Source organism: Rahnella sp. BIGb0603, from assembly GCF_024808755.1.
Taxonomy (GTDB): Bacteria; Pseudomonadota; Gammaproteobacteria; order Enterobacterales; family Enterobacteriaceae; genus Rahnella; species Rahnella contaminans.
Genome location: NZ_JANUEX010000001.1, coordinates 756,910 through 782,892, shown reverse-complemented (window position 1 = coordinate 782,892; position 25,983 = coordinate 756,910). Strand labels below are relative to the sequence as shown.

The 25,983-nt window shown below is 55.2% G+C and carries 23 protein-coding genes; 12 read left to right on the top strand and 11 right to left on the bottom strand.

Features of this window, described 5'->3' with window-relative positions; translation table 11 throughout:
• Window positions 1-29: 29 nt before the first annotated feature.
• Both ybfE and ybfF read right to left on the bottom strand, forming a co-directional pair.
• A complete protein-coding gene (gene ybfE / locus M2403_RS03720; protein WP_104924773.1) occupies window positions 30-311 on the bottom strand; it encodes a LexA regulated protein in 282 nt (93 codons plus the stop codon).
• Window positions 312-566: 255 nt separating this feature from the next.
• Entirely contained in the window at window positions 567-1,355 is a 789-nt protein-coding gene (ybfF, locus tag M2403_RS03715; protein WP_259228659.1) for an esterase, read from the bottom strand.
• A gap of 233 nt (window positions 1,356-1,588) precedes the next feature.
• On the opposite strand from ybfF, the gene seqA reads away from it, so the two are divergent.
• The 3 genes from seqA to M2403_RS03700 all read left to right on the top strand — a co-directional run bounded on the left by seqA (window position 1,589) and on the right by M2403_RS03700 (window position 4,700).
• Window positions 1,589-2,143, top strand: a complete 555-nt coding sequence (gene seqA / locus M2403_RS03710; RefSeq protein ID WP_152326461.1) for a replication initiation negative regulator SeqA — start codon at window positions 1,589-1,591, stop codon at window positions 2,141-2,143.
• A gap of 25 nt (window positions 2,144-2,168) precedes the next feature.
• The gene (pgm, locus tag M2403_RS03705; protein WP_259228573.1) at window positions 2,169-3,812 is read left to right on the top strand and encodes a phosphoglucomutase (alpha-D-glucose-1,6-bisphosphate-dependent); all 1,644 of its coding nucleotides are present in this window, start codon (window positions 2,169-2,171) and stop codon (window positions 3,810-3,812) included.
• A gap of 171 nt (window positions 3,813-3,983) precedes the next feature.
• The gene (locus M2403_RS03700; protein ID WP_217152805.1) at window positions 3,984-4,700 is read left to right on the top strand and encodes a PadR family transcriptional regulator; all 717 of its coding nucleotides are present in this window, start codon (window positions 3,984-3,986) and stop codon (window positions 4,698-4,700) included.
• On the opposite strand, the gene kdpE is transcribed toward M2403_RS03700, so the two are convergent.
• Genes kdpE through M2403_RS03670 form a run of 6 tightly spaced genes read right to left on the bottom strand, consistent with a single transcriptional unit; the run spans window position 4,690 to window position 12,580 of the window.
• Window positions 4,690-5,379, bottom strand: coding sequence for a two-component system response regulator KdpE (gene kdpE / locus M2403_RS03695; protein ID WP_259228572.1), 690 nt, complete (start codon window positions 5,377-5,379; stop codon window positions 4,690-4,692). The two genes, M2403_RS03700 and kdpE, sit on opposite strands and share 11 nt — an antisense overlap.
• Window positions 5,376-8,072: a two-component system sensor histidine kinase KdpD gene (kdpD, locus tag M2403_RS03690; RefSeq protein WP_217152806.1), complete on the bottom strand. Its 2,697-nt coding sequence runs from the start codon at window positions 8,070-8,072 to the stop codon at window positions 5,376-5,378. The genes kdpE and kdpD overlap by 4 nt, the downstream gene beginning before the upstream one ends.
• 7 nt (window positions 8,073-8,079) lie before the next feature.
• Window positions 8,080-8,658, bottom strand: a complete 579-nt coding sequence (gene kdpC / locus M2403_RS03685; protein ID WP_193333154.1) for a potassium-transporting ATPase subunit KdpC — start codon at window positions 8,656-8,658, stop codon at window positions 8,080-8,082.
• Between the two features lie 33 nt (window positions 8,659-8,691).
• Window positions 8,692-10,758 (bottom strand): potassium-transporting ATPase subunit KdpB, encoded by a 2,067-nt coding sequence (gene kdpB, locus M2403_RS03680; protein WP_152326467.1) that lies wholly within the window; start codon window positions 10,756-10,758, stop codon window positions 8,692-8,694.
• Window positions 10,759-10,801: 43 nt separating this feature from the next.
• The gene (gene kdpA / locus M2403_RS03675) at window positions 10,802-12,490 is read right to left on the bottom strand and encodes a potassium-transporting ATPase subunit KdpA (RefSeq protein ID WP_152326468.1); all 1,689 of its coding nucleotides are present in this window, start codon (window positions 12,488-12,490) and stop codon (window positions 10,802-10,804) included.
• A complete protein-coding gene (locus M2403_RS03670; RefSeq protein ID WP_101075733.1) occupies window positions 12,491-12,580 on the bottom strand; it encodes a K(+)-transporting ATPase subunit F in 90 nt (29 codons plus the stop codon).
• Window positions 12,581-12,876: 296 nt separating this feature from the next.
• Here M2403_RS03670 and M2403_RS03665 point away from each other — a divergent pair, with 296 nt between their 5' ends.
• The 4 genes from M2403_RS03665 to M2403_RS03650 all read left to right on the top strand — a co-directional run bounded on the left by M2403_RS03665 (window position 12,877) and on the right by M2403_RS03650 (window position 16,697).
• Window positions 12,877-13,083 carry a YbfA family protein gene (locus M2403_RS03665; protein ID WP_095921190.1) on the top strand — a complete coding sequence of 69 codons (207 nt, stop codon included), beginning with the start codon at window positions 12,877-12,879 and terminating at the stop codon, window positions 13,081-13,083.
• 191 nt (window positions 13,084-13,274) lie between these two features.
• Window positions 13,275-14,228 (top strand): DUF523 and DUF1722 domain-containing protein, encoded by a 954-nt coding sequence (locus M2403_RS03660; protein ID WP_259228571.1) that lies wholly within the window; start codon window positions 13,275-13,277, stop codon window positions 14,226-14,228.
• A gap of 10 nt (window positions 14,229-14,238) precedes the next feature.
• Complete coding sequence (phrB, locus tag M2403_RS03655; protein ID WP_165059443.1) at window positions 14,239-15,678, top strand: deoxyribodipyrimidine photo-lyase; 1,440 nt, start codon at window positions 14,239-14,241, stop codon at window positions 15,676-15,678.
• Window positions 15,679-15,713: 35 nt separating this feature from the next.
• The gene (locus M2403_RS03650; RefSeq protein ID WP_259228570.1) at window positions 15,714-16,697 is read left to right on the top strand and encodes an MBL fold metallo-hydrolase; all 984 of its coding nucleotides are present in this window, start codon (window positions 15,714-15,716) and stop codon (window positions 16,695-16,697) included.
• 47 nt (window positions 16,698-16,744) lie between these two features.
• On the opposite strand, the gene M2403_RS03645 is transcribed toward M2403_RS03650, so the two are convergent.
• Entirely contained in the window at window positions 16,745-18,208 is a 1,464-nt protein-coding gene (locus tag M2403_RS03645) for an FGGY-family carbohydrate kinase (protein ID WP_259228569.1), read from the bottom strand.
• A 13-nt stretch (window positions 18,209-18,221) separates the two neighbouring features.
• Window positions 18,222-19,511: a nitrate/nitrite transporter gene (locus tag M2403_RS03640; protein ID WP_259228568.1), complete on the bottom strand. Its 1,290-nt coding sequence runs from the start codon at window positions 19,509-19,511 to the stop codon at window positions 18,222-18,224.
• Window positions 19,512-19,830: 319 nt separating this feature from the next.
• Here M2403_RS03640 and M2403_RS03635 point away from each other — a divergent pair, with 319 nt between their 5' ends.
• The 5 genes from M2403_RS03635 (at window position 19,831) to M2403_RS03615 (ending at window position 25,361) form a co-directional block, all read left to right on the top strand.
• Entirely contained in the window at window positions 19,831-20,616 is a 786-nt protein-coding gene (locus M2403_RS03635) for an SDR family oxidoreductase (protein ID WP_259228567.1), read from the top strand.
• Between the two features lie 68 nt (window positions 20,617-20,684).
• On the top strand, window positions 20,685-22,139 hold the full coding sequence (locus M2403_RS03630) for an FAD-binding oxidoreductase (protein WP_165059451.1): 1,455 nt from the start codon (window positions 20,685-20,687) through the stop codon (window positions 22,137-22,139).
• Window positions 22,140-22,276: 137 nt separating this feature from the next.
• A complete protein-coding gene (locus M2403_RS03625) occupies window positions 22,277-23,626 on the top strand; it encodes an MFS transporter (RefSeq protein ID WP_165059453.1) in 1,350 nt (449 codons plus the stop codon).
• Window positions 23,623-24,405: a hypothetical protein gene (locus M2403_RS03620; protein WP_259228566.1), complete on the top strand. Its 783-nt coding sequence runs from the start codon at window positions 23,623-23,625 to the stop codon at window positions 24,403-24,405. The genes M2403_RS03625 and M2403_RS03620 overlap by 4 nt, the downstream gene beginning before the upstream one ends.
• Entirely contained in the window at window positions 24,402-25,361 is a 960-nt protein-coding gene (locus M2403_RS03615; protein ID WP_259228565.1) for an electron transfer flavoprotein subunit alpha/FixB family protein, read from the top strand. Before M2403_RS03620 ends, M2403_RS03615 begins: the two co-directional genes overlap by 4 nt.
• On the opposite strand, the gene M2403_RS03610 is transcribed toward M2403_RS03615, so the two are convergent.
• Entirely contained in the window at window positions 25,358-25,924 is a 567-nt protein-coding gene (locus M2403_RS03610; RefSeq protein WP_101075745.1) for a glycerol-3-phosphate responsive antiterminator, read from the bottom strand. The two genes, M2403_RS03615 and M2403_RS03610, sit on opposite strands and share 4 nt — an antisense overlap.
• Window positions 25,925-25,983: the final 59 nt, after the last annotated feature.

The window sequence follows — 25,983 nt, the reverse complement described above, 5'->3', positions numbered from 1 at the left end:
GGATAACCGGGAGGTTATCCGCTTTTTTATCAGCCTTCCTGACCGTTAAGATGCGACAGCAACATCTCTTCAATCAGTTCGCTACGACTGATATTGCGTTCTTCTGCCAGCTTATTGAGGGTATCAACAGCATCGGCGTTCATTTTCAGCTCTACGCGACGCAGACCGCTCGCTTTATCGCGGCGTAACTGGTTGCGCTTGTTGATCCTGAGCTGTTCATCACGGGAAAGCGGATTAGTTTTTGGACGCCCCGGACGGCGGTCATCTGCGAACAGATCAATCGTCGTGCGATCCAGTTGTTCTTTTGCCATAGGTAGCGGTACAACCAGGGAAGTTTTTACATCGGAAAACGGCAAGCCGATTCCTGACGAGCGTTTCACACATTTCGGGCTAAGAAACCCTGACCCAATTTACCCCCCGTAACTCACTTCGAGTAAAACGGGGCGGCAAAATTATAGCGCGCAATCATACACTGGCGCGCCTGGGGTTCACAACGCCTGATTGCCCTGATTTCACGTTAACTTTCGAAGTTGTGCAGACTTTTTGCACAATTTATCCCCAGGATGTTAAACCGACGGCGAATCGATGAAACGATGCACAGCGCGCAGGACGGCGTCGGGTTTTTCTGCGTGCACCCAATGACCGGCTCCGGCGACTACATAGGCTTTTGCCTGCGGGAACTGGCGGCCAATATCTTCGCGATACGCATCCTGCACATAAGGCGAATCCCCGCCACGGATGAACAGCGCCGGACGATCCGACGCCGGAACCTCTTCCCAGCCGACAATTTTGGCATACTCGTTCAGCAGAACCGGCACATTGAAGCGCCATTCTCCCTGCTGGAAGGATTTCAGCAGAAACTGAATCACCCCGTCTTCCTTTATATACTCACGCATACATTCGGTAGCGGAGGTACGGTCGCGCAATCCGGCCCCGGTGACGGCATTAATCGCAGCAAAAATCTCATCGTGACGGCGCACGTGATAATCCACTGGCGCGATATCAATGGCGATGAGCTTCTCAATTCTGTCGGGAATCAGCGCCGTCAGCGCCATAGCCGCTTTCCCGCCCATGGAATGGCCGATTACGATGAATTTTTGGAAACCGACTTCATCTAACGTTTCCATTAAATCCTGCGCCATTGCGGCGTAAGACATCTCCGGCGAACGCCCGGATTGCCCGTGATTACGCAAATCAACCTGCAACACTCTATGCTGTTGTTTCAGGTCGCGGGCGAGAACGCCCAGATTATCAAGGGTTCCGAACAGTCCGTGGATCAGGAGAACCGGCAGCGCATCGCTGCCAGCGACTTCAGGTTCTTGCAGGCGATAATGTAATTTCATGGCGAAGTTCATACAGATAAACAATCTCATTAGGTTATCATGAGTAGCGGATGATTTTTTTAAAACAGAAAGTTTCTGCCAGATGCCTGAGTGGGATTTGACAACGTGGAACAGAAGGCGAAGGCAGCGAAAACGGGAAGTAATCTGCTTTTTGCTTAGCGACGCAATTCACCTGTTCGTAAACGCGTAGAAATTTGTATAATCCTTTTGAATGAATTTAGTAGAAAAAACAGTACTGGATAAAGATGAAAACTATTGAGGTTGACGAAGAACTCTACCGCTACATTGCCAGCCACACGCAAGCAATCGGTGAAAGTGCGTCTGATATTTTGCGCCGTATGTTGAAATTTACTGCTGGCCAGACCGCTCCTGCCGCGCCAGTAACATCCGCCGTTATTGCCGGGACCGTCGCACAGGAAAAACCTGTTGCCGCCGCCGCGCCGACGTCGCGTGATAAAGTCCGCGCCGTTCGCGAACTGTTACTGTCTGACGAATATGCAGAGCAGACCAAAGCGGTTAACCGCTTTATGCTGATCCTGTCGACCTTGTATTGCCTGAACCCAAAAGAATTTGCCGCTGCGACCGATTCACTTCATGGCCGCACGCGTACCTATTTTGCCGGCGACCAGCAAACCCTGCTGCAAAACGGCATTCATACCAAGCCTAAACACGTTCCCGGAACGCCGTATTGGGTTATTACTAACACCAACACAGGTCGCAAACGCAGCATGATCGAACACATCATGCAGCTCATGCAGTTCCCGGCGGAACTGACTGACAAAGTGTGCGGCACCCTCTAAATTTCAGCGTAAGGGAGAAGCGCCAGTGGCTAATCACCCCCGTGCAGGGCAACCTGCTCAGCAAAGCGATTTGATTAATGTGGCGCAGTTAACGTCACAGTATTACGTTCTGCAACCGGACCCGCAAAACCCGGCCCATGCCGTGAAATTCGGTACGTCCGGTCACCGCGGCAGTTCGTTGCGTCACAGCTTTAATGAAGCGCATATTCTGGCGATTGCGCAGGCGATTGCTGAAGTGCGTAAAGAGCAGGGCACAACCGGCCCGTGCTATGTGGGGAAAGACACCCACGCCCTGTCCGAACCGGCGTTTATCTCTGTGCTGGAAGTGCTGACGGCGAATGGCGTAGATGTCATTGTGCAGGAAAATAACGGTTTCACCCCGACTCCGGCGGTGTCTCACGCGATTCTGACCCACAATCTCAACGGCGGCGCGCTGGCGGATGGCATCGTCATCACGCCTTCGCACAACCCACCGGAAGATGGCGGTATCAAATACAACCCGACCAACGGCGGCCCGGCAGATACCAATCTGACCTCCGTGATTGAGAAACGCGCTAACGCATTGCTGGCGGCTAAGCTCGCAGGCGTCAAGCGTCAGTCTCTGGATCTGGCGTGGAAAAGTGGCCATCTGGTGGCGCAGGATCTGGTTCAGCCGTTTATTGAAGGACTGACCGACATCGTCGATATGGCCGCGATTCAGAAAGCGGGCCTGAAACTCGGTGTGGATCCGCTCGGCGGTTCCGGTATCGAATACTGGAAGCGTATCGCAGAGCATTACAAACTGGATCTGACGCTGGTTAACGATGAAGTCGATCAGACTTTCCGCTTCATGCATCTCGACCACGACGGTGTGATCCGCATGGACTGCTCGTCTGAATCCGCAATGGCCGGCCTGCTGGCGCTGCGTGATAAATTCGATCTGGCCTTTGCAAACGACCCGGATTATGACCGCCACGGTATCGTGACGCCTGCCGGTCTGATGAACCCGAACCATTATCTGGCGGTGGCGATTCAGTACCTGTTCCAGCATCGTCCGCAGTGGGGCAAAGACGTCGCCGTTGGCAAAACGCTGGTTTCCAGTGCGATGATCGACCGCGTTGTTGAAGACTTAGGCCGTAAACTGGTCGAAGTCCCGGTGGGTTTCAAATGGTTCGTGGATGGCCTGTTTGACGGCAGCTTCGGTTTTGGTGGCGAAGAAAGTGCAGGGGCTTCTTTCCTGCGTTTCAACGGCACACCGTGGTCTACCGACAAAGACGGGATCATCATGTGCCTGCTGGCCGCGGAAATCACCGCCGTGACCGGTAAAAACCCGCAGGAACATTACAACGAACTGGCTGCCCGTTTCGGCGCGCCAAGCTACAACCGTATTCAGGCACCTGCGACTCACGCGCAGAAAGCCGCGCTGTCTAAACTTTCTCCTGAACAGGTGAAAGCTGACACGCTGGCCGGTGACCCGATCACTGCCCGTCTGACCAACGCTCCGGGTAACGGCGCGTCAATCGGCGGCCTGAAAGTGATGACCAAAAACGGCTGGTTTGCGGCACGTCCGTCCGGTACAGAAGAAGCTTACAAAATCTATTGTGAAAGCTTCCTCGGTGCTGAACACCGCGAACAAATCGAGAAAGAAGCGGTAGAAATCGTCAGCAAGGTGCTGGCCGACGCGAAATAAGTCCCTTTCTTCATCTCATCAAAAGCGCTGATTATTCAGCGCTTTTTTTTTGCCCGCGTTTCAGACATAAAAAGATATATCTAAATGCATTTTTGGGCTTGCCAGTTTCTGAAATCCGATCTAATTTAGATATATCGAAATAAATCGATATATCTAAATAGGACATAAATTATGTTTAGCAAAATGTTTGAAGGGCGCCATCGCGGTCATGGTTGCCGGGAAGAAGGGCATCGCGGTCATTGCCGTCATGAATCAGAACGCAGCGATCACAGCGAACGTCACATGTTGCGCCGCGATGGCCGCCATCGTGGTGAAGAACGCGGTGAGGAAGGGCGTGAACGTCGCGGACGTGGCGAAGGTCGTCGCGGGGGGCGTGGCGATCGCGGTGTACATCGTTTGTTTGAACACGGTGATTTGCGCCGTGTACTGCTGGCGCTGGTGGCGAAGAAACCGAGTCACGGTTATGAGCTGATCAAGGCGATTGAAGAAGCGTCGTCTGGCCTTTACGTGCCAAGCCCAGGCGTGATTTACCCGACGCTGACCCTGCTGGAAGAACAGGATTTCCTCGAGCCTGTCGCCACCGGCAATGGCCGTAAAAGCTATCAGATTACCGAAGCCGGGAAAGTGGAACTGGCGCAACATCAGGCTGCGGTAGATGTGATTTTTGCCCGTCTGGCTGGCGCACAGCGTCCGCCTGAAAACAATCTGGCAGAAGGCATTCATGAATCTATGCACCGTCTGCGTCATGCGCTGCGCACAAACATGATGCGCGCGGATTTGACGCCGGAGCAGGTTGTGCGGGTGAATGCAATTTTGCAACAGGCGGCTGAAAGTCTGGAAGCCGAATTCGGCGATGCTAAACCGGAGACTGATGAACCTAAGGCATAAAACGATAGCCCACGCCGGTCTCGGTCAGTAAATGACGCGGCCGGGTGGCGTCGGCCTCCAGTTTCTGGCGTAAATGCCCCATGTAGATGCGCAGATAATGACTGTGTTCGACGTAATTCGGGCCCCACACATGGCTCAGTAACTGACGCTGAGTAATGACTTTGCCGCTGTTTGCCAGCAGTTCAGCCAGCAGGCGAAACTCAATCGGCGTCAGATGACAATCTTCACCGTTGCGCTGTACGCGCCGGTTGATCAAATCCACCGTCACATCAGCAAACGTCACCAGCGGGCTTTCCTGCGAACTGCCCGAATGACGGCGTAACGCGACGCGAACCCGCGCCAGCAGTTCACCGACGCCAAATGGTTTTGTGAGGAAATCATCGGCACCGGCATCCAGCGCCGCAATCTTATCTTCTTCGCTGGTGCGTGCCGACAGCACAATAATCGGGATGGCACTCCAGTGGCGCAAATCGCGGATATAGGTCAGGCCGTCACCGTCCGGTAAACCGAGATCGAGAATAATCAAATCCGGTTTACGGGTTCCGGCCTCAATCAGCCCGCGTTGCAGTGTCTCACTTTCAAATACCCGTAAACCTTCCCCCTCAAGCGCTGTGCGCACAAAGCGGCGGATTTCTTTCTCGTCTTCCACAATTAAAATATTTACCGGGGATGCGCTCACGTTGCCTCGTCGATGTCTGTGTCCATATCCGTTTCCATGTCAGGCACTGCTTCCAGCGGCAGCCTGAAGCGGAAACGCGCGCCGCCGTCCGGGCCATTTTCAGCCCAAATCCGTCCGTCGTGTACTTCAATAATGGCACGACAAATCGCTAATCCCAAACCCACGCCGGGAATGGCTGACTCTTTATTTCCGCGGGCGAATTTTTCGAAAATCGCATGCTCCGCGCCTTCCGGAATTCCCGGACCATTATCCCAGACTTCGATCTCCAGCCAGTCGCCGAGCGGTAACGCTCTGATGCCGATGGTGGCACCGACACCGGCATATTTATGGGCATTTTCCAGCAGATTGATCAGCACCCGTTCGATCAGGCTTGCATCACAATTGACCAGCACCATTTCGGCAGGCAAATCGATTTCAATATGGTCATGTGCCAGCACCGGTTCCAGCATCCGCAGGGCACTGCCGGTGATTTCCTCCACCGACTGCCACTCTTTGCGCAGATTAAATCCGCCGGACTGAATGCGCGCCATATCCAGCAGATTGTTCACCAGTCGCGTGGTGCTCAGCACTTGCTGGCGGATCTGGCTGGCCTGTGGCGCATGTTTCGAGCCTTCGGAGGCCAGATCCAGCGTCAGGATTTCCGCCTGTCCAAACAGCACGGTGAGCGGGGTGCGTAAATCGTGGGAAAGCGCGGACAGCAGCGAGTTACGCAGTTGCTCACGCTCTGTTTCCAGACGTGATGTTTCCGCGCTGGCCGCAAGATGCAGACGCTCAAGGGCGTTGGCGATCAGCACCGTAAATGTCTGCAAAAGCCGCTGTTGTTCCGGCACCAGAAGCTGACGGATATTCGGCGGCTCAACCGCCAGCAAACCGCGCGATTCGCCCGAGGCCACCAGCGGCAGAAGCTGATACGGCACGCCGGGCAACGTATCGGTCCCGGCACCGGCGGGCAGTTTTTTATCGAAACTCCAGCGGGCAATGGCGTCGTCCACCACAATCGAGGTGATTTCACCGGCCGGTTGCACCAGTTCACCGTATTCATCGGGCAGCAAAATGGCCGTTTTGGCGTTCAGGCTGGAGGAAATAAAGTGGCGGCTGGTTTGCGCGATCGCTTCCGGTGTCAGCGACTGGCTCAGCCCTTTGGACATCTCATAAAGATGCTGCGCGCGCTTTTCACGGTGACGGGCGATGCGCGCCTGATAACGCACACCGGCAGTGAGATTCCCGATCAAAATCCCGACGATCAGCATGACGCCGAACGTCACCAGATATTGCGCGTCTGTGACGGCCAGCGACCCGCGCGGTTGCACGAAAAACAGATCAAAGCTGACGACGTTGATTACCGCCGCCAGCACCGAGGGCCAGCGGCCATAAAACAGCGCCACGATCACCACGCCAAGCAGATACACCATCACCAGGTTGGCCTGATCGAACGCGGGCACCAGCCATTGCGAAAGCACCGTAATGATGGCGCACAGCGCGACGGCCAGCGCACACCCGCGGATCTGGCGGCTGAAGCGGTCAACGAATGTCCGGGGATCCTGCTCTTTTCGCGACGAATTATTCGGGGTGTCTTCCAGACCGACGACAATCAGATCGAGATCGGGCCCGATCTCCGCCAGTTTATCGGCAAAGCTCGGGCCGAATTTCCAGCGTTTCTCGCGACGGCGGCCGGTCATCACTTTGCCCAGACGATGCTCGCGGGCGTAACGCAGAATGGCCTTTTCTTCCTGCGGATCGGCCAGCGTGGCGGTTTCCGCGCCGAGCTCCTGCGCCAGTTTCAGCGCATGCAAAATCGCGCGGCGCTGGCTTTCCGGCAAACGGTGCAGGCGCGGGGTTTCGACATATACCGCATGCCAAACGCAGCCCAGACGCGCCGCCAGACGTGACGCGACGCGAACTAGCTTCTCGTTGCCGCCGTCGTGACCAATGCACAGCAGCAACGCATCGCGGGTATGCCAGACGCGGCTGACGCCCTGATCGTCGCGGTATTCGCGCATCTGATCGTCCACGCGATCGGCGGTGCGACGCAGGGAAAGCTCGCGCAGGGCAATCAGATTGCCTTTGCGGAAGAAATGTTCGATGGCGCGTTCGGCCTGACCGGGGATATAAACTTTGCCTTCTTTCAGGCGCTGGCGCAGGGAGTCGGGCGGTAAATCCACCAGCACCACTTCGCTGGCGTCATCAAATAAACGGTCGGGCACCGTTTCACGAATAATAATGCCGGTCACGCCGCTGACCACGTCGTTCAGGCTTTCGAGATGCTGAACGTTCACCGTGGTAAACACGTCGATACCGGCATCGAGAAGTTCTTCGACGTCCTGCCAGCGCTTTGGATGGCGCGAACCGGCGGCATTACTGTGCGCCAGTTCGTCCATCAGGATCAGGGCAGGGCGGCGGGCCAGCGCGGCGTCGAGGTCAAATTCGTAAACCTGACGGCCGCGGTGGTGAATGCGTTTTGGCGGTAACAGAGAAAGCCCCGGCAGCAGCGCCTGCGTTTCCTGCCTTCCGTGGGTTTCCACCACGCCGACCAGCACGTCGAGACCGGTGGCGCGCAGACGCTGCGCTTCCTGCAACATGGCAAACGTTTTCCCGACGCCCGCACAGGCGCCGAAAAAGACTTTCAGTTGCCCGCGCGGCTTCTCGTTAGCGAGCGCCAGCAGGCTGTCTGGATCAGGGCGATCGTCAGTCATATTTTCCTTATTGAGATTTCAGTTCATCCAGTGCCTGATTCAGACCGAGTACGTTAACGACGTCGGGGCCGAGGAAACCAATCAGCGGTGATGATGTATTATCATCAATCAATTTATTCACTTGCGCCAGTGGCAGACCCCGCGCAGCCGCAATGCGTGGTGCCTGCCATTGGGCGGCTTCCACCGAAATTTGCGGATCTAAACCGCTGGCGCTGGCGGTCACCAGATCCACCGGCACAGCCGCAGGACTTAGCGGATTAGCCTTACGCAGCGCCGCCACACGGTCTTTCACCGCCTGATCCAGTGCAGGATTACTGGCCGCCAGATTACTGCCTGCGGACGCCATCGGATTATACGGCGAGTCAGAGGTGGCGGACGGACGTCCCCAGAAATAATCATTGCGGGTAAAATTTTGCCCGATCAGTTCTGAGCCAATCATTTTGTTGCTGCTGTCTTTCATCAGCGAACCTGTCGCCTGCGCGCGGAATACCAGCTCTGAAACGCCGGTGGTCAGCAGCGGATAAGCGACGCCGGTCGCCAGCGTCAGCAGAACCGTCATCACCAGAGCCGGGCGGACATAGGACATTCTTTTAACGGACATAATGGTCTTCCTCAAAAATCAGCTCAGATGTAAAACGGTCAGGATCACGTCAATCAGTTTGATACCGACAAACGGCACCAGCAGGCCGCCGACGCCATAAATCCACAGATTACGGCGCAACAGCGATGCGGCGCTCATGGCTTTATAGCTCACGCCTTTCAGCGCCAGCGGGATCAGAAACACAATCACCAGGGCGTTGAAAATAACCGCAGACATAATGGCCGACGACGGAGAAGTCAGATGCATCACGTTCAGCGCGTTCAGCTGCGGGTAGGTCGCCGCAAAGGCTGCCGGGATAATCGCAAAGTATTTCGCGACGTCGTTGGCGATACTGAATGTGGTCAGCGAACCGCGCGTCATCAGCATTTGCTTACCGATATGCACTACTTCAATCAGTTTGGTCGGGTTGGAATCCAGATCCACCATGTTCCCGGCTTCTTTCGCCGCTTGCGTACCGGAGTTCATGGCCACCGCCACGTCAGCTTGCGCCAGCGCCGGGGCGTCGTTGGTCCCGTCGCCGGTCATCGCGACTAAACGGCCTTCCGACTGATACTGGCGGATCAGCGCCAGTTTGGCTTCCGGCGTGGCCTCGGCCAGGAAATCATCGACACCCGCTTCAGCGGCGATCGCGGCGGCGGTCAGACGGTTATCCCCGGTGATCATCACCGTTTTGATACCCATTTTGCGCAGCTCGGCAAAGCGTTCCTTGATACCGCCTTTAACGATATCCTTCAGCTCCACCACGCCCAGCACCTTCGCACCTTCTGCGACGACCAGCGGCGTGCCGCCTTTACGCGCCACGTTTTCCACCAGCCCGTCAACGGCTTTCGGGAACGTACCGCCGTTGGATTCCACATGACGACGGATGGCGTCCACCGCACCTTTACGGATATTCCGGTCGCCGACGTTCACGCCGCTCATGCGGGTTTGCGCAGAGAACGGCACAAAGGTCGCATTCAGCGAATGAATATCGCGCTCGCGCAGGTTAAAGCGTTGTTTCGCCAGCACCACGATACTGCGGCCTTCCGGTGTTTCATCGGCCAGCGACGATAACTGCGCGGCATCGGCCAGTTCCTGTTCCGTCACCTGAGGTGCGGGCAGAAACTGCGATGCCTGGCGGTTACCCAGCGTAATGGTGCCGGTTTTATCCAGCAGCAGCACATCCACGTCACCGGCGGCTTCCACCGCACGGCCACTGGTGGCAATAACGTTGGCTTCCAGCATGCGGCTCATCCCCGCAACGCCGATAGCTGACAGCAAACCGCCGATGGTGGTCGGGATCAGACACACCAGCAGGGCGACCAGAACGGTGACGGTGACCGGAATACCGGCGTGACTGGCGTCCACGCTGAACAGCGAGAACGGATACAGCGTGGCGGTTGCCAGCACGAACACCAGCGTCAGCGCCACCAGCAAAATGGTCAGCGCCACTTCGTTAGGGGTTTTGCGACGTTTCGCGCCTTCGACCATGGCAATCATGCGGTCAAGGAAAGTATCACCGGGATTGGCCGAACACTCGACCACCAGCCAGTCGGACAACACGCGTGTCCCGCCGGTGACGGACGAAAAGTCCCCGCCGGATTCGCGGATCACCGGTGCGGATTCCCCGGTGATGGCACTTTCATCGACGGACGCGCCGCCGATCAGCACTTCGCCGTCACACGGCACGGTGTCTCCGGCTTCGATCAGCACATAATCGCCTTTGCGCAGCGTATCGGCCGCGACTTTGATCACCGGTGATTCCGGGCGCGGTTCGTAAATCTTCTTCGCCCAGCTGGTTTTCTGCACGCCTTTCAGGCTCTGCGCCTGCGCCTTACTGCGGCCTTCCGCCAGCGCTTCGGCGAAGTTAGCAAACAGCACGGTGAACCACAGCCACAGCGACACACTGCCGGTAAAAGCAGCGCTGCCGTCGGTGTGGTGTGACAGAATCGCCAGCCAGATAAGCGTGGTGAGAATACTGCCCAGATACACCACGAACATCACCGGGTTGCGCCACTGAACGCGCGGATCCAGTTTTTTCACTGAATCCAGCAGGGCGGTGCGGATCAGTTGAGGTTCAAATAATGCACGTTGTTTACGGCTCATTTTATTAATCTCTATATTCATTAATTCAACGAATTACGCAGCATTACTGTGCTGACCAAACCTGCAAATGTTCTGCGACCGGCCCCAGCGCCAGCGCCGGAATAAAGGTCAGCGCACCGACCAGCAACACGGTGCCGACCAGCAGGCCGATAAACAGCGGACCGGACGTCGGCAGTGTGCCGTTGCCGGCTTTCTGACGTTTTTTCGCTACCAGCGAACCGGCGATAGCCAGTACCGGAAGGATTACGCCAAAGCGTCCGAAGAACATGCATACCGCCAGCAACAGGTTGTAGAACGGCGTATTGACGCTCAGCCCTGCAAACGCGCTGCCGTTGTTATTGGCGGCAGAAGACACGGCGTAAAGCACTTCGCTGAACCCGTGCGCACCGGGGTTTGCGATCCCCGCGCGGCCGGCATCGGTGACCAGTGCCAGCGCGGTGCCGAGCAGCACGAGCGTGGGTGTCACGAGGATCGCCAGCGCGGTCATCTTCATGTCGTAAACGTCGATTTTCTTGCCGAGATATTCCGGCGTGCGGCCAATCATCAGCCCGGCGATAAACACCGTTAGCAGCACAAACAGCAGCATGCCGTACAGCCCGGAGCCCACACCGCCGAACACCACTTCACCGATTTGCATCAGCCACATTGGCACCATGCCGCCGAGTGCAGTGAAAGAATCGTGCATGGCATTAACCGCGCCGCAGGAGGCCGCCGTCGTGACGACCGCATACATTGCCGAGGCCAGAATGCCGAAGCGGCTTTCCTTCCCTTCCATGTTGATGTTGCTGTTAGCGCCAAGCATCGTGAAGTGCGGATTGCCTTTGAGCTCTGCGTACATCACCACTACCACTGAGACGACGAAAATCACCGACATCGCCCAGACCAGCGCGTTGCCCTGGCGGTTGTCTCCGACCACGCGACCAAAAGCAAAACACAGCGCACAAGGGATGATGAAAATCGCCAGCATCTGCGCCATGTTGGTCAGCGCCGTCGGGTTCTCAAACGGATGCGCGGAGTTTGCACCGAAGAAACCGCCACCGTTGGTCCCCAGCATTTTGATGGCTTCCTGAGAGGCCACCGGCCCCATCGGCAGCGTCTGCTGCAAGCCTTCCAGCGTGGTGATGTGCTGATATGCTTCAAAGTTTTGAATCACGCCCTGACTGACGAAGAACAGCGCCAGCAGGAACGACACCGGCAGCAGCAGATAGATTGTGATGCGCCATAAATCCGTCCAGGCGTTACCGATGGTTTGCGCGGAAGGGCGTGCAAAAGCGCGGATCAGCGCAAAGGCAACGGCGATACCCGTGGCGGCAGAAAGGAAGTTTTGTACCGTTAAACCGACCATCTGGCTGAGATAGCTCAGCGTATTTTCGCCGCTGTACGCCTGCCAGTTGGTGTTGGTCACGAAACTGACGGAGGTGTTAAACGCCAGATCCCAGGACATCCCGCCGAAATGCTGCGGGTTCATCGGTAAAACGCCCTGCGCCATCAGCATGGCGGTCAGGACAATAATCCCCAGAATGTTGAATACCATGATCGCCAGCGCGTACTGCCACCAGTTCATCTCAGCCTCGCGGCTGCCGGAAGTGCGTAATACGCCGTATTCGATGCGCTGTAAAAATGCGCCGGGCTGTCCTTCAATCAGTTGAGCAATAAAGTTACCCAGTGGTTTTGCCAGCAGCAAAAGCACCAGCATAAAACTGGCAATCATTAAGAATCCGGTTGCGGCCATTTAAAAATCCTCCGCATTCAGCAGGGCATAAACCAGATAGCCGAGCAGCAGGAGAACCAGCAATGCGCCGCAGATTACGCCAACAGTCACAATCCACCTCCACAGGTGTGTTTTTATGTTGGGAGGAGAATAAGAAAAGGCGGGAAAAGATCCTGAAAAGAAAGGGCATCGCGGTGTAAAAAAAGTATAAAAATGCGCAAAAATGAAACCCAAAAGAAACTTTACATACGTATTTATTTAACCATTTTGTAACTCAATTACAGCGATAGCCAAAAATGGCGAAAATTTACACTTCAAAGTGGTCAGATGAGTAGTAAAATTTCACCGGTTGCAGTAAAATTTTTCGCAACTTACAGTTTCCGAAAAATAGATACAGGAGCAACGCCATGAATGAATACACGCCGTACACAATGACCCGCATACTGGCCCGCCGCGCTTTTGTTATCGCAGCCGGTGTGCTGGCCCTGCCGGTCATGTTGTTTCGCGCTGACCGCGCCCGTTTTTACAGCTATTTACACCGTGTCTGGATGAAAACCAGCGATAAGCCGGTGTGGCTGAGTCATGCTGAAATGGCGACCCAGGATTTCTACTGATTTAGCTCCCCTCCCGGCCTCCCCCTTCGCAGGGGGAGGAGCCAGAAACCCCGTTTCCCAACGGGGTTTTTTATTGTCCTTTTTAGAAACCTGTACAACATTATTTTTATGTATAACTTATGATAAGGTTATACATGAGGGTGATGATCTGCTGACACTCCCATTTCTTCCTTCAACGCCGGGAGCTGACAATGACGAAAACAATTCCTATTGGTATCAGCGCATGCCTGCTGGGTGACAACGTCCGTTTCGATGGCGGCCACAAGCGTTTCGCATTTGCGGTAGAGCAACTCGCGCCTTATGTTCGCTTCGAACCGGTTTGCCCTGAAATGGCGGTTGGTCTGCCGACGCCGCGTCCGGCACTGCGACTGGTCAGAATGGATGACGGCGTTGCGATGCGTTTCAGCAATGACGAAACCGTCGATATCACCGGCAAAATGCAGAGCTATTCTGAAAAACGTGTCGCGCCTATGACGCACCTGTGTGGCTATATCGTTTGCGCGAAATCCCCAAGCTGCGGCATGGAACGCGTGCGGGTTTACAGCGCCAACGGCAAGGATGCAAAGAAAAGCGGCACCGGAATTTTTACCGCGGAGCTGATGAAACAGCATCCGTGGCTGCCGGTGGAAGAAGACGGCAGGTTGAATGATCCCGTCCTGCGCGAGAATTTCGTTGAACGCGTTTTCACGTTGTTTGAGCTGAATCAGCTGCGCGAAAGCGGCCTGACACGCGGCAAAATGATGGCGTTTCACAGCCGCTACAAACTTTCCCTGCTGGCCCATTCGCAGCCGGAATACCGTGAGCTCGGGCGTTTTGTCGCCGCGATGGCGGAATGGGATTCCCTCGATGAATACTTTCTTGAATACCGCCAGCGCCTGATGAATCTGTTGCAGCACAAAGCCACGCGGCGCAATCACACCAATGTGCTGATGCACGTTCAGGGCTATTTCCGTAAACAGCTGAATTCGTCACAGCGCCAGGAACTGGCGGGACTGATCGACCGTTACCGTCAGGGCGTGCAGCCGCTTCTCGCGCCCATCACGTTACTGAAACATTACATGTCGGAATATCCCGACGCCTACCTTTCGGGCCAGCGTTATTTTGAGCCCTATCCTGAAGCCTTATGCTTACGATACGGACATTAGAAGGACAGTTATGACCACGCATTTAGTCTGGTTCCGCAACGATCTGCGCATTACCGATAACCGTGCCTTACACGCCGCCTGTGAGGATCCGCAGGCGCGCGTGATCGCGATATTTATTGCCACGCCGGAGCAGTGGAAACAGCACGAGATGGCGCCGCGTCAGGCGACGTTTATCTACCAGCACCTTCAGGCATTACAGCATTCCCTGGCAGAGCGCGGTATTGCGCTGCATTACCATCAGTGTGATGATTTTGCTGACAGCGTGAGCTGGCTGAAAGATTTTTGCGCCAGTGAAAAGGTTGATGCGCTTTTCTACAACAAACAGTATGAAATCAACGAGCGTCAGCGGGATCTGGCGCTGGAAAAAGCGGTCAGCGATACCGTCATGTGCCACGCTTTTGATGACAGCCTGCTGTTGCCACCGGGATCTGTCACCACCGGTAACGACGAAATGTACAAGGTTTACACGCCGTTCCGCCGGGCTTTTTTGGCGCGGCTAACGGAGTCTGACAGCCGTTCCCTGCCTGCGCCGCAGGCGCGTGAAAACGTAGAAAAACCGGTGATGCATAAACTGATGCCGTTTGATTATCCGCTGGCGGCCATCGGCGATGATTTTGCAATCGGCGAGGAAGCCGCCCGGAATCAGTTGCGCAGTTTTTGCCGCGAGCAGGTGCAGGATTATCTCGAACAGCGCGATTTACCGGCCATCGACGGCACCAGTTCGTTGTCGCCTTATCTGGCGATTGGCGTGCTTTCGCCGCGTCAGTGCCTTAACCGTCTGCGCACGGAATGCCCCGACGTGCTGGAAAAAACCGACGGCGGCGCATTCGGGTGGCTGAACGAACTGGTGTGGCGCGAGTTTTACCGCCATCTGATCGTCGCCTGGCCGAAGCTTTGCAAACATCAGCCTTTTGTTGAATGGACTGACAGCGTGCGCTGGCGCGATGCGCCGGACGATTTGCAGGCGTGGAAAAACGGTAAAACCGGCTATCCGATTGTGGATGCGGCGATGCGCCAGCTAAATTCCACTGGCTGGATGCACAACCGTCTTCGGATGATTGTCGCCAGTTTCCTGGTGAAAGATTTACTGATCAACTGGCGCGAAGGCGAGCGCTATTTTATGTCGCAACTGCTCGACGGCGACCTTGCCGCTAACAATGGCGGCTGGCAGTGGGGCGCTTCCACCGGTACCGACGCCGCACCGTATTTCCGCATTTTCAACCCGACCACACAGGGCGAACGGTTCGATAAAGCCGGACGCTTTATCAAGGCCTGGCTGCCGGAACTGGCGGATGTGCCGGAACGAGACATTCATCAACCGCATCGTTGGGCTGAAAAACAGCATCGCGTGCTAGACTATCCGCTGCCGGTTATCGATCACGCCCGTGCCCGCAAGGACACGCTGGCGGCGTTTGAGGCGGCGAAAAAGCGCAGTCAGCCTGAGGGCTGACCTTATCGAGGCTCACCACGACAAGGAGCGATGTGATGAAAAAATACCTGCTGGCGCTGATGATTGGCTGCTGGATTAACCCGGCAGCCGCGGGCTTTGATGTCATCGCCCTCGGGGTTAACGGCGGCGTCGAAGAGGGCAATCTGACGTCATATCTGGTGCGCAGCGATGACCAGAAACTGTATCTCGGGCTGGATGCCGGGTCGGTTTTACCGGGGATCCGCAAGGCGCTGGAGAAGGGGAGTTTCCCTGAGGTGACGGCAGAAAACGCCACCCCGCTGACGCCGCAGGGCGCGGTCTTCCGTAATCTGATTGGCGGTTATTTTATCAGTCATGGTCATCTCGACCATCTGGCCGGGCTGATTATCAGCTCGCCGGAAGACACGAAAAAGCCGATTTACGGCACCGCCGACACTATCGGCACATTGCGTCAGCATTACTTCAATGGTCGCGTCTGGCCGAATTTCACGGATTCCGGCAGCGGCCTGCGCATCGGCACGTACCGCCTGAATCTGCAACGCCCCGATCAGCGTTTCTCGCTGGGGCTGACCGGCCTTGATGGCCGCATCTTCCCGCTTAGCCATGGCGGCACGCCATCGAGCATGATTCTGATCAGCCGCAATAAAGAGTCGTTTGCTTTCTTCGGTGATACCGGTCCGGATGAAGTGGAGAAATCGAAAAACCTCGACGCCACCTGGCGCGTGCTCGGCGAAGAGGTCAAAGCGAAACGCCTGAAAGGGATAATCATCGAAACGTCGTATCCGGACGGCGTGCCTGACAGCAAACTTTTCGGACATCTGACGCCAGACTGGTTGCTCAAAGAACTTGGCTACCTGCAACAATACGCCGGTGGCGAAGGTTCGCTGAACGGGCTGACGGTAATTATCAGCCACGTCAAACCCAGCCTGAAAGCCGGTGCCGATCCCGAAAAAGAGATCATGGCGCAGCTTGAGAAAGGCAATAATCTGGGTCTGAAGTTTGTCCGGATGCAGCAGGGTGACAGACTGACGCTGGAATAGGGGCTAAAAAAGAGGGAAACGGCCGTTTCCCTCTGAGCTGTATCGCGTTAATCCACCCGCGGGCTCAGCGCCTGCAACAGCGGATCTAAATGGGTATTCATTTTCTGATAAACGTCTGCATTCAGGGCGTTATAAAGCTGATGATTTTTCCCGTCGGGCGTGAAATGTCCGCCCATCCGCACCATCTTTTCGGTCGCTTTTTCGTAGCTGTCAAAAACACCCGCGGCCATTCCGGCGTTGACCGCGCACCCGACGGCGGCCGAGCCTTTCATCAGATTACGTCGGGTCGGTACGCCAAACACGTCGGCGAAGATTTGCATGAATAAATCACTGTTTGCGCCGCCGCCGGAAATAATCAGGCCTTTGAACGGTATGCCCAGTTCTTCCGCCATCTTATCCATATGATTTTTCATGGTAAACGCGATGCCTTCGAGCATTGAGCGGTACATATGTGCGCGGGTATGGCGTCCGTCAAATCCTATCATCGCGCCTTTGCGGAACTCGGCTTCTGACGGCGGTGCCCAGTCGTGAACCGTCAGCAATCCTTCGCAGCCTGCCGGAATTTTCGTCGCTTCACGGTTGAGTAATTCTTCGATGCTCAGGTCTTTCTCCTGCGCATCGGCCAGCGCGGCGGCACCAAACTGGTCGCGGAACCAGCTAATGGTCCACATTCCGCGGCGCACGCCCATACATTCATACAAATAATGCCCCGGAACTGACGCCTGGAACGGCCAGAAGTTTTGCGCATTTTTGACGTTTTCGTGGCCGTGAACCATCGCGCCAATGTAGGTGCCCAACGAAATCAGTGCGATACCCGGTTCGAGCGTGCCTGCGCCCAGCGCCTCGACGGCTTTGTCGTGCGCGGTAGCAATCACCGGGATCCCGGCGGGCAGGCCAATCTGGCGCGCGGCTTTTTCACTCAGATAGCCGAGCATCTCACCGGGTTTCACCACATCGAAAACCTGACTGCGGCTCAGGTTGCAGCTTTCCCATTGCGCAGGATCGGTGCTCCAGTCCAGCATGTCATTGTCCATCGGCCACCAGCCGATGTAATTGGCGCAGGTATCTTTAAATTCGCCGGTCAGGCGGTGAGTGATGTAGCCGGATGTCGTCGTGACATATTTCACCTCGCCGTAGCACTCAAGTGGCTGATAAGGTTTATTCAGGCGCTTATCCATCCAGTTGATCACCGGCCACGCCAGCTCGCCGTTGCCTTTGAGCAGCACGCGGCAGCAGCGGATGACGCACACGCCCATCGCCAGAATCTGGCTCGCGTCGCCGCCCTGCGCATGGAAGTTGTCCATGACTTTACCGAAGGCGACTTTCAGGGAATCCCACAGGTCATCGTCCGGGTGTTCAGCCAGCAGCGGCGCGGGGATATCCAGTTTTCGCAACGCCTGTTTGCCTTCGCAAATGACGTTGCCTTCCGTATCGAAAATCACCACTTTTGCACTTTGTGTACCGACATCCACGCCCATCAGATATTTTTTGTTCATTGAAAAGCTGTCCATATTTAACGCTCCGTTAGATGAATTCCTGTGTTGGCTGCTTTGCGGTCCCGGCAGGAACGGCGTAGCTGCGGATATTTCTGATCAGTAATGCTGTAAAAATGAGCACCATGGCCGTGGCCGCCAGGCCGAGCAGCCACATGTTGCGATAGGCCACGGCGGCGGGCAGGGTGTCCTGCCAGTGGCCGACCAGCGGATAAACAAACACGTCTGGCAGAAAGCCAATCACTGAGCAAATCCCGACCGTGGTGCCCATGATGTATTTCGGCGTGCGGGCTTCGCCGATGCAGGCAAAATACAACCCGCGCGAAGCGTAACAGGCGAACGCCAGCAGCAAAATAAGCCCGATGCCAATGAAGACGGATGAGGGATGCGCGTTGGTCATCAGCAAAACACCGAGTGTGATGATGCTGACGAGTGACAGTAGCTGGACGGCGCGGGTCGGGGATTTCAGCCGGGTATAAGTGGTGATAATGCCGCCCAGCGGGCCGCACAGTGCGCGGAAAATCTTGTTGATGACGATGCCCATATAGCTGGCGGCGACCAGCGTCATGCCATACATTTCCGTCAGATAGTTGGTGGAATAGCTGAGGATCGCGTAGATGGTGTAAACGCCGAAAATGATCAGGCTGCAATACCAGGTGGTACTGATTTTCAGCACCGAAGTGATGTCTTTCAGGCTGAACTTTTGCGTGCCGCTCTCGTCGCTGCGGACCGTAAAACCGTCCTGCACGAAGAACCAGCACAGCACGCCCAGCAGGATATAAACGCCACTGTAAATCAGGATCACGGCTTTCAGGCTGGCCGGATTTTCCGGGGCGAACAGGGAAAAGACCCACATCGTAAAGACCGCCAGCGCCATGACGCCGACCCCGCGCAGGCCTTCCATCCAGCCCATGATTTTGCCCTGTTCCTCGTGATTTCCGAGCAACGACGCGGCTTTTATGGAAACGGACCACAGCATTAAAATCGTGGTAATGGCGAACGCCACCTGAATGACGATCATCACCCAGAATGGCGGATAGACGGCCATTAATAAGCCCAGCAGGCCGGTGACGATCATGGCAAAACTCATCATTTTTTTGTGTGAGAATTTATCGGCAATAATTCCGCTGGGTGCATATAAAATAATCGCCGTAATACCGAATGTGCTCATAATTAACCCTATTTCGGTATTGGAAAATCCCATGAACTTTGCCATGGGTATTTGGTAGATATAACGTAAGTAAGCCAGATCAAAACTGACACCGCCGCTGATACTTATTATTGCCAGCGTCAGCCAGCGACGAAAATTAGAAGGTTCCATATTGCTGCCCTGTATTTTTAGCGGATTAAGGCAAAAAAAAAGAGAAAAGCAGACTTCCCCGCAGGAGGGAAGTTACTTTTCTCTTGATCTCTGGTAACTGAGAATAGTAATAGCATGCCGCAATATTAATTTACCGTGAGAAATCTCACAGAATTATTAAACGAGTTTTTTGTGAGTCTGCTCACGGAATCCGGCTAATTAAACATGGTACACCTTAAAGCCAGTTACTAGAGCCGATGAGAAAAGTAGCTTCCCTTTATTTCCGGGGAAGATTGCTTTTCTCTTTTTTTTTGGATTTTTTCAGGTAAGGAGCTTCACCATGTCGTTGAACGCGCTGAATGAGTTTTCACTGGATTTCTTCTCTCTGAAAGGAAAAACGGCCATCGTCACTGGCGGAAATAGTGGTTTGGGCCAGGCCTTTGCGGTCGCACTGGCCAAGGCCGGAGCCAATTTGTTTATTCCGAGTTTCATTATGGACAAAGGCCAAACGCGTGAACTGATTGAATTGCAAGGAAGTCGCGTTGAGTTTATGCAGGTAGACATCACCGAGAAAGGCGCACCGGCGCGTGTGATTGAGCAATGTCTGAAAACCTTCGGCACGGTGGATATTCTGGTCAACAACGCCGGGATCTGTAAGCTCAATAAAGTGCTGGATTTTGGTCGTGAAGACTGGGATCCGATGATTAATATAAATCTGACCGCGGCGTTCGAATTAAGCCATGAAGCCGCGAAAATCATGATCCCTAAAAATGAAGGGAAAATTATTAATATTTGTTCGCTGTTCTCATATCTGGGCGGGCAATGGTCTCCGGCTTATTCCGCCACAAAACATGCGCTGGCCGGCTTTACCAAAGCGTATTGCGACGAACTTGGGCAATATAACATTCAGGTCAACGGGATTGCGCCGGGATATTACGCCACCGATATTACGGTTGAAACCCGCAAAAACCCGGTCACCAATCAGCGCGTATTAGATCACATTCCGGCAAACCGCTGGGGAGAAACCCAGGATTTAATGGGGACAATGGTCTTCTTAGCCAGTCGCGCGTCAAATTATGTTAACGGACACCTTGTGGTTGTCGATGGCGGTTATTTAGTCCGTTAATTTTGTTATGCGTATTCAGGGTGGTTCCTGAGTCTGATTTAAATTTACTGAAGAAATAAGGATTATTTATGTCGTTATCCCGTGAAGCCATTGTTGATCATTTAAAAGAGATCGTCGGTCCGGCGCAGGTCATTACCGATGAGGAAGTGCTGAAGAAAAACAGCGTCGATCGCTTCCGTAAGTATGCCGATATTCATAACGTTTTCACGCTGCCACTGCCTGCGGCGGTCGTGAAGCTGCACAACACGCAGCAGGTATCCGACGTGCTGGCGTTTCTGAATAAACACGAAATTAACTGCGTGCCGCGTACCGGCGCATCCGCCACTGAAGGCGGGCTGGAAACCGTGGTGAAAAACTCGGTGGTGCTCGACGGTTCCGGTCTGAATAAAATCGTCAAAATCGATATCCGCAATATGCAGGCGACGGCGCAGTGCGGCGTGCCGCTGGAAGTGCTGGAAAATCAGCTGCGTGCGCAGGGTTACACCACCGGACATTCGCCGCAGTCCAAGCCGCTGGCGCAGATGGGCGGCCTGGTCGCCACGCGCAGCATCGGGCAGTTTTCCACGCTGTATGGTGCCATTGAAGACATGGTGGTAGGGCTGGAAGCAGTGTTCCCGGACGGAAAAATCACCCGCATCAAAAACGTGCCACGCCGGGCGGCCGGGCCGGATATCCGCCATGTGATTATCGGTAACGAAGGTGCGCTGTGCTATATCACTGAAGTGACGGTGAAAATTTTCAAATACATGCCGGAAAATAATCTGTTCTACGGTTATACGCTGGAAAACATGCAAACCGGTTTCGACATTCTGCGTGAAGTGATGGTTGACGGTTATCGTCCGTCCATTGCCCGTCTGTATGACGCCGAAGACGGCAGCCAGCATTTTACGCATTTCGCTGACGGTAAATGCGTGCTGATCTTCATGGCCGAAGGGACGCCGGGCATTGCGCGGGCGACTGGTGCAGGCATCGAAGGGATTGTGGCGCAGCATCCGGAATGTCAGAAAGTGGACAGCGCGCTCATCGAACGCTGGTTTAACCACCTGAACTGGGGCCCGGAAAAAGTGGCCGCAGAGCGTGAGCAAATCCTGAAGACCAATAACATGGGCTTCACCACGGAAGTCTCCGGCGACTGGTCGAGCATTCATACTATTTATGAAAATGTCATTCGCCGCATTCGCGATGAATTCCCGCACGCGGACGATATCACCATGCTCGGCGGTCACTCCTCACACAGCTACATCAACGGCACAAACATGTATTTTGTCTACGATTACAACGTGATGGACTGCAAGCCGGAAGAGGAAATCAACAAGTACCACAATCCGCTGAACAAAATCATTGTCGAGGAAACCATCAAACAGGGCGGCTCGATGGTACATCACCACGGCATCGGCAAACACCGCACGCACTGGACCAAAGATGAGCACGGCAGCGCCTACTACATTCTGAAGGCGCTGAAAGACGTTTACGACCCGAAAGGGATCATGAATGCGGGCACAATTTATCCGATTGAAAAATAATGTGATTTACACCTCCCCCTGTGAAGGGGGAGGTGTTAGGAGGGGGCTTGGCTGGCGGCTATGCAGTTTGAGTTCACCCCCCATTTTCCCTTCTTAAAAGGGAAGAATAATGAGAATCACCCGACACGGAGCGAAACATGGCCGCAGATAAAACGGTTCAGGTCAGTATGGATGACATTCCGCTCAACGCCTTTCACATCAAAATGGCCGGGCTGACGTTCGGCGCGCATCTGACAGACGGTTATGTGCTCGGCATGATTGGTTTTGCACTGGTTCAGCTCACGCCGCAAATGCAGCTGACGCCGTTCTGGCAGGGGCTGATCGGCAGTTCCGCGCTGTTTGGCCTGTTTATCGGCAGCCTGTTTCTGGGATGGTTATCCGATCATATTGGCCGCCAGAAAATCTTTAATTACAGCTTTATCATCATCACGCTGGCCTCTGTTGGTCAGTTTTTTGCCCAGACGCCGGAACAGTTGTTCTGGCTGCGCGTGCTGGTGGGTATCGGGCTGGGCGGTGATTATTCCGTCGGGCACACCATGCTGGCGGAGTTTTCCCCGCGTAAACACCGGGGCATTTTGCTCGGTTCTTTCAGCGTGATATGGACGCTCGGCTACGTCAGCGCCACGCTGACCGGCCATCTGATGGCCGATTTCGGCCCGGACGCCTGGCGCTGGCTTCTGGCCTCATCGGCGATCCCGGCGGTTCTGATTATGTTGCTGCGCATCGGCACGCCGGAATCTCCGCGCTGGCTGATGCAAAAAGGGCAATTCGCAGCGGCGCATCGCGTGGTGCTGCGCTGTTTTGGCCCGAACGTCACGCTTAACGATGAGATCGCCGTGGCGACTTCGCATCATCTTAAAACCCTTTTTTCGGCCAGATACTGGCGGCGGACGGCGTTTAACAGCCTGTTCTTTGTCTGTCTGGTGGTGCCGTATTTTGCGATTTATACATTTTTGCCCGCCATTATCGCCCTCATTGGCCTGACGCCCGGCCTGAGCACTGATTTGCTTCTCAATACCTTGCTGGTGGCGGGCTCGCTGGCCGGAATCGGCCTGACGGTGACCTGCTCCCGACGCGGCTTTCTGATTGGCTCGTTCCTTTTGCTGACGTTTTGTCTCGCTGTGATGAGCGTACTTCCTGAAGGCTATGCCGGATTAACGCTCTTTCTGTTTGCCCTGTTCACACTGGCTATTTCAGCGGTCAGCAATCTGGTCGGCGTGTTTCCGGCTGAGAGTTTCCCCACCGATATCCGCTCGCTGGGCGTCGGATTTGCGACGTCGATGAGCCGTTTCGGTTCGGCTATCGGCACCGGTTTACTGCCGGTTTCCGTGCTGACGCTGGGGATCCAAAACACCACGCTGCTGCTGGCGGGAATATTGCTGCTGGGCGCGGTCATTTCGATTCTCTGGGCACCGGAAACTAAAGGAATGACGCTGGTCGGCGCGTCTTCACCGCTTACCGTGGCGAAACAAGGAAATGGCCTGTGAATATTGTTGTGTGCGTAAAAGTGGAACCGGATTTATCGATGCTTTCGGCCAGCGACTGGCAGGCGGCTGAGCAAAAGGGCATTTCCTATGATTTCGCCCGCCGGCAGCTGAGCGGATTTGACCAGAGCGCGGCAGACATGGCCCTGAGCCTCACCGACGCCAGCCTGACATTGCTCACCGTCGGCGGCGAACAGACCACACCGGTGCTGAAAACGTTGCTGGCGCTGGATTTTCAGCGCGCGGTGCGCATTGACGCAGGGGCTGAGGATCTGCGTTTTCATCCCGAAGCCATCGCTGTGCTGATTGCCGGTTTCCATCATCAGGACGATAAAACCGGGGTGATTATTTTAGGCCCGCAGAGCAGTGAAGGGCAGAACCGGCAAACCGGGCCGCTGCTGGCGGAAATGCTGGGCTGGCCGTGTATCACGCAGGTTTGCGATATCAGGCGCGCTGAAGACCCAACGTTGTTGCGCGTCGTCAGGAAAACGCCGGAAGCGGTGCAGACACTCACTGTGCGGCTGCCGGTAGTGCTGGTCGCCGGGCAGGCTGCGCAGGATCGCCTGTTGCGTATTCCGACGCTGAAACAAAAACTGGCGGCGGCGCGCAAACCTCTTGATGTCCTGCGGGCAGAATCGCTCGCGAAATTACCGCCGGTGCCGGTCGTTACGCTGGCTCTGAGAAATGCGCGACGCGGCGCAATGATCATCGAAGGCGGCAGCCCGGCGGACAAAGCCCTGACGCTGTATACCGGTTACCTGAAATCGCGGGGAAACCGATGAACATCGCTATTATTCTTGACTGCCGCCAGCGGGGATTTTTGTCGCAGGCGCAGATGCAAAATGATTTTCTCCGCGCGAATCCGATGTTATCCGGTTCCGCCGAGATGTGGTTGTTGTATGACGCAGATAAGCCGGATGTCTTACCGCAAATGGCCTGCGATGTGCGGCATATCGTCTGGATTTCGCTTCCCGAAAACGGCCTGGCAGAACCGGCGCTAGAGGCACTGACGGCTTTGTTTGATCAGCGTCCGGCAAAACTTTTACTGTGCGCAAGCGGTGAAGCGGCGGACGAACTGGCCACACGGCTGGCGTACCGGATCGGTTGTGTCAGTGGAACCGGCGTCGTTAAAGCCGAAAGAAGTGATACGCACTGGCGTGTGGTCAGGCCCGCGTACGGCAGCCGGATGTGGGCGACGCGAACGCTGAACGGTTCTTCGCTGTGTATTTCGGTGGCGGCAACGGGCGGGAAACCCGCGCGAACCACGCCAGTTCACGCCCAGGAAACGGATTTTTCAGCGCCGTCTGCGCCAGCTGGCTGGCTGGTGGATTTTCAGCAGGAACCGCAACTGCCGGATAACGGTTTGCATTATGCCTCCGCCGTTCTGGTGATCGGGCAGGGAGCAGGCAGCGCGGAACAAGTGCGGCGGCTGGAGGCATTCGCCCGGCAAATCCACGCAGAGCCGGGATGCAGCCGTCCTGTGGCGATGAATGCCTGGTGTGAGATGTCGCGGATGGTGGGGATTTCCGGCGTGGTCGCAGCGCCCGACGTGTGCATCGTGGCCGGAGCGTCAGGTGCCGCGGCGTTGATGGCAGGCATTGATCGCAGTGAGTTTATCGTGGCAATCAATACCGACCCGCATGCCGCGATTTTTGCGCAGGCGGACGTCGGCATTGTGGACGATCTGGATGATGTTTTGTCCGCGCTCGCCGCGTGTTATTCCTGCACCAGCGTTTAGAATTTCAGCTGCCAGACGCCGGTGTTGGTGGTGGAAACGGCCACGGCACCGGCGTTCAGCGCGCTGGTAGCATCTTCTAAATCACATACCAGCCCGCCGGCAATAATCGGCAGATCGATTTTCTCCGATACCCAGCCCAGCACTTTCGGCATGCAGCCCGGCAAGATTTCCACACAATCCGGGTTCGACTGCGCCACCTGTTTATCGATGTTGTGAAATGAAATCGAGTCGAGCAGAAACATCCGGTGAATACCAAAAAATCCCTGCGCTTTCGCGGCTTTGATCATCGAGGCTTTGGTGCTGATGATGCCATCTGCCGTGGTGACGATTTTCAGAAAATTAATCACGATCTCTTTATTGGACGTGCCGTCCAGCAGATCGACATGGATAAACGCGTATTTTTCAGCCTTTTTGATCCGCTGAACAATCGCGCCGATATTGCAGATATTCCCGTACAGCACTGAGATTATCTTGCAGTCCGACAGCAGGGCAGCGTTCAGGCTTTCAGTGTCTTTCACTGCGGCGATGACCGGGTGTTGATTCAATAATTGCAAAATAGACACAGGAGAAGCTCCGTTGAAATGTAATGTTATGCAACTGAAAACATAGCAGCTTTCCGTGT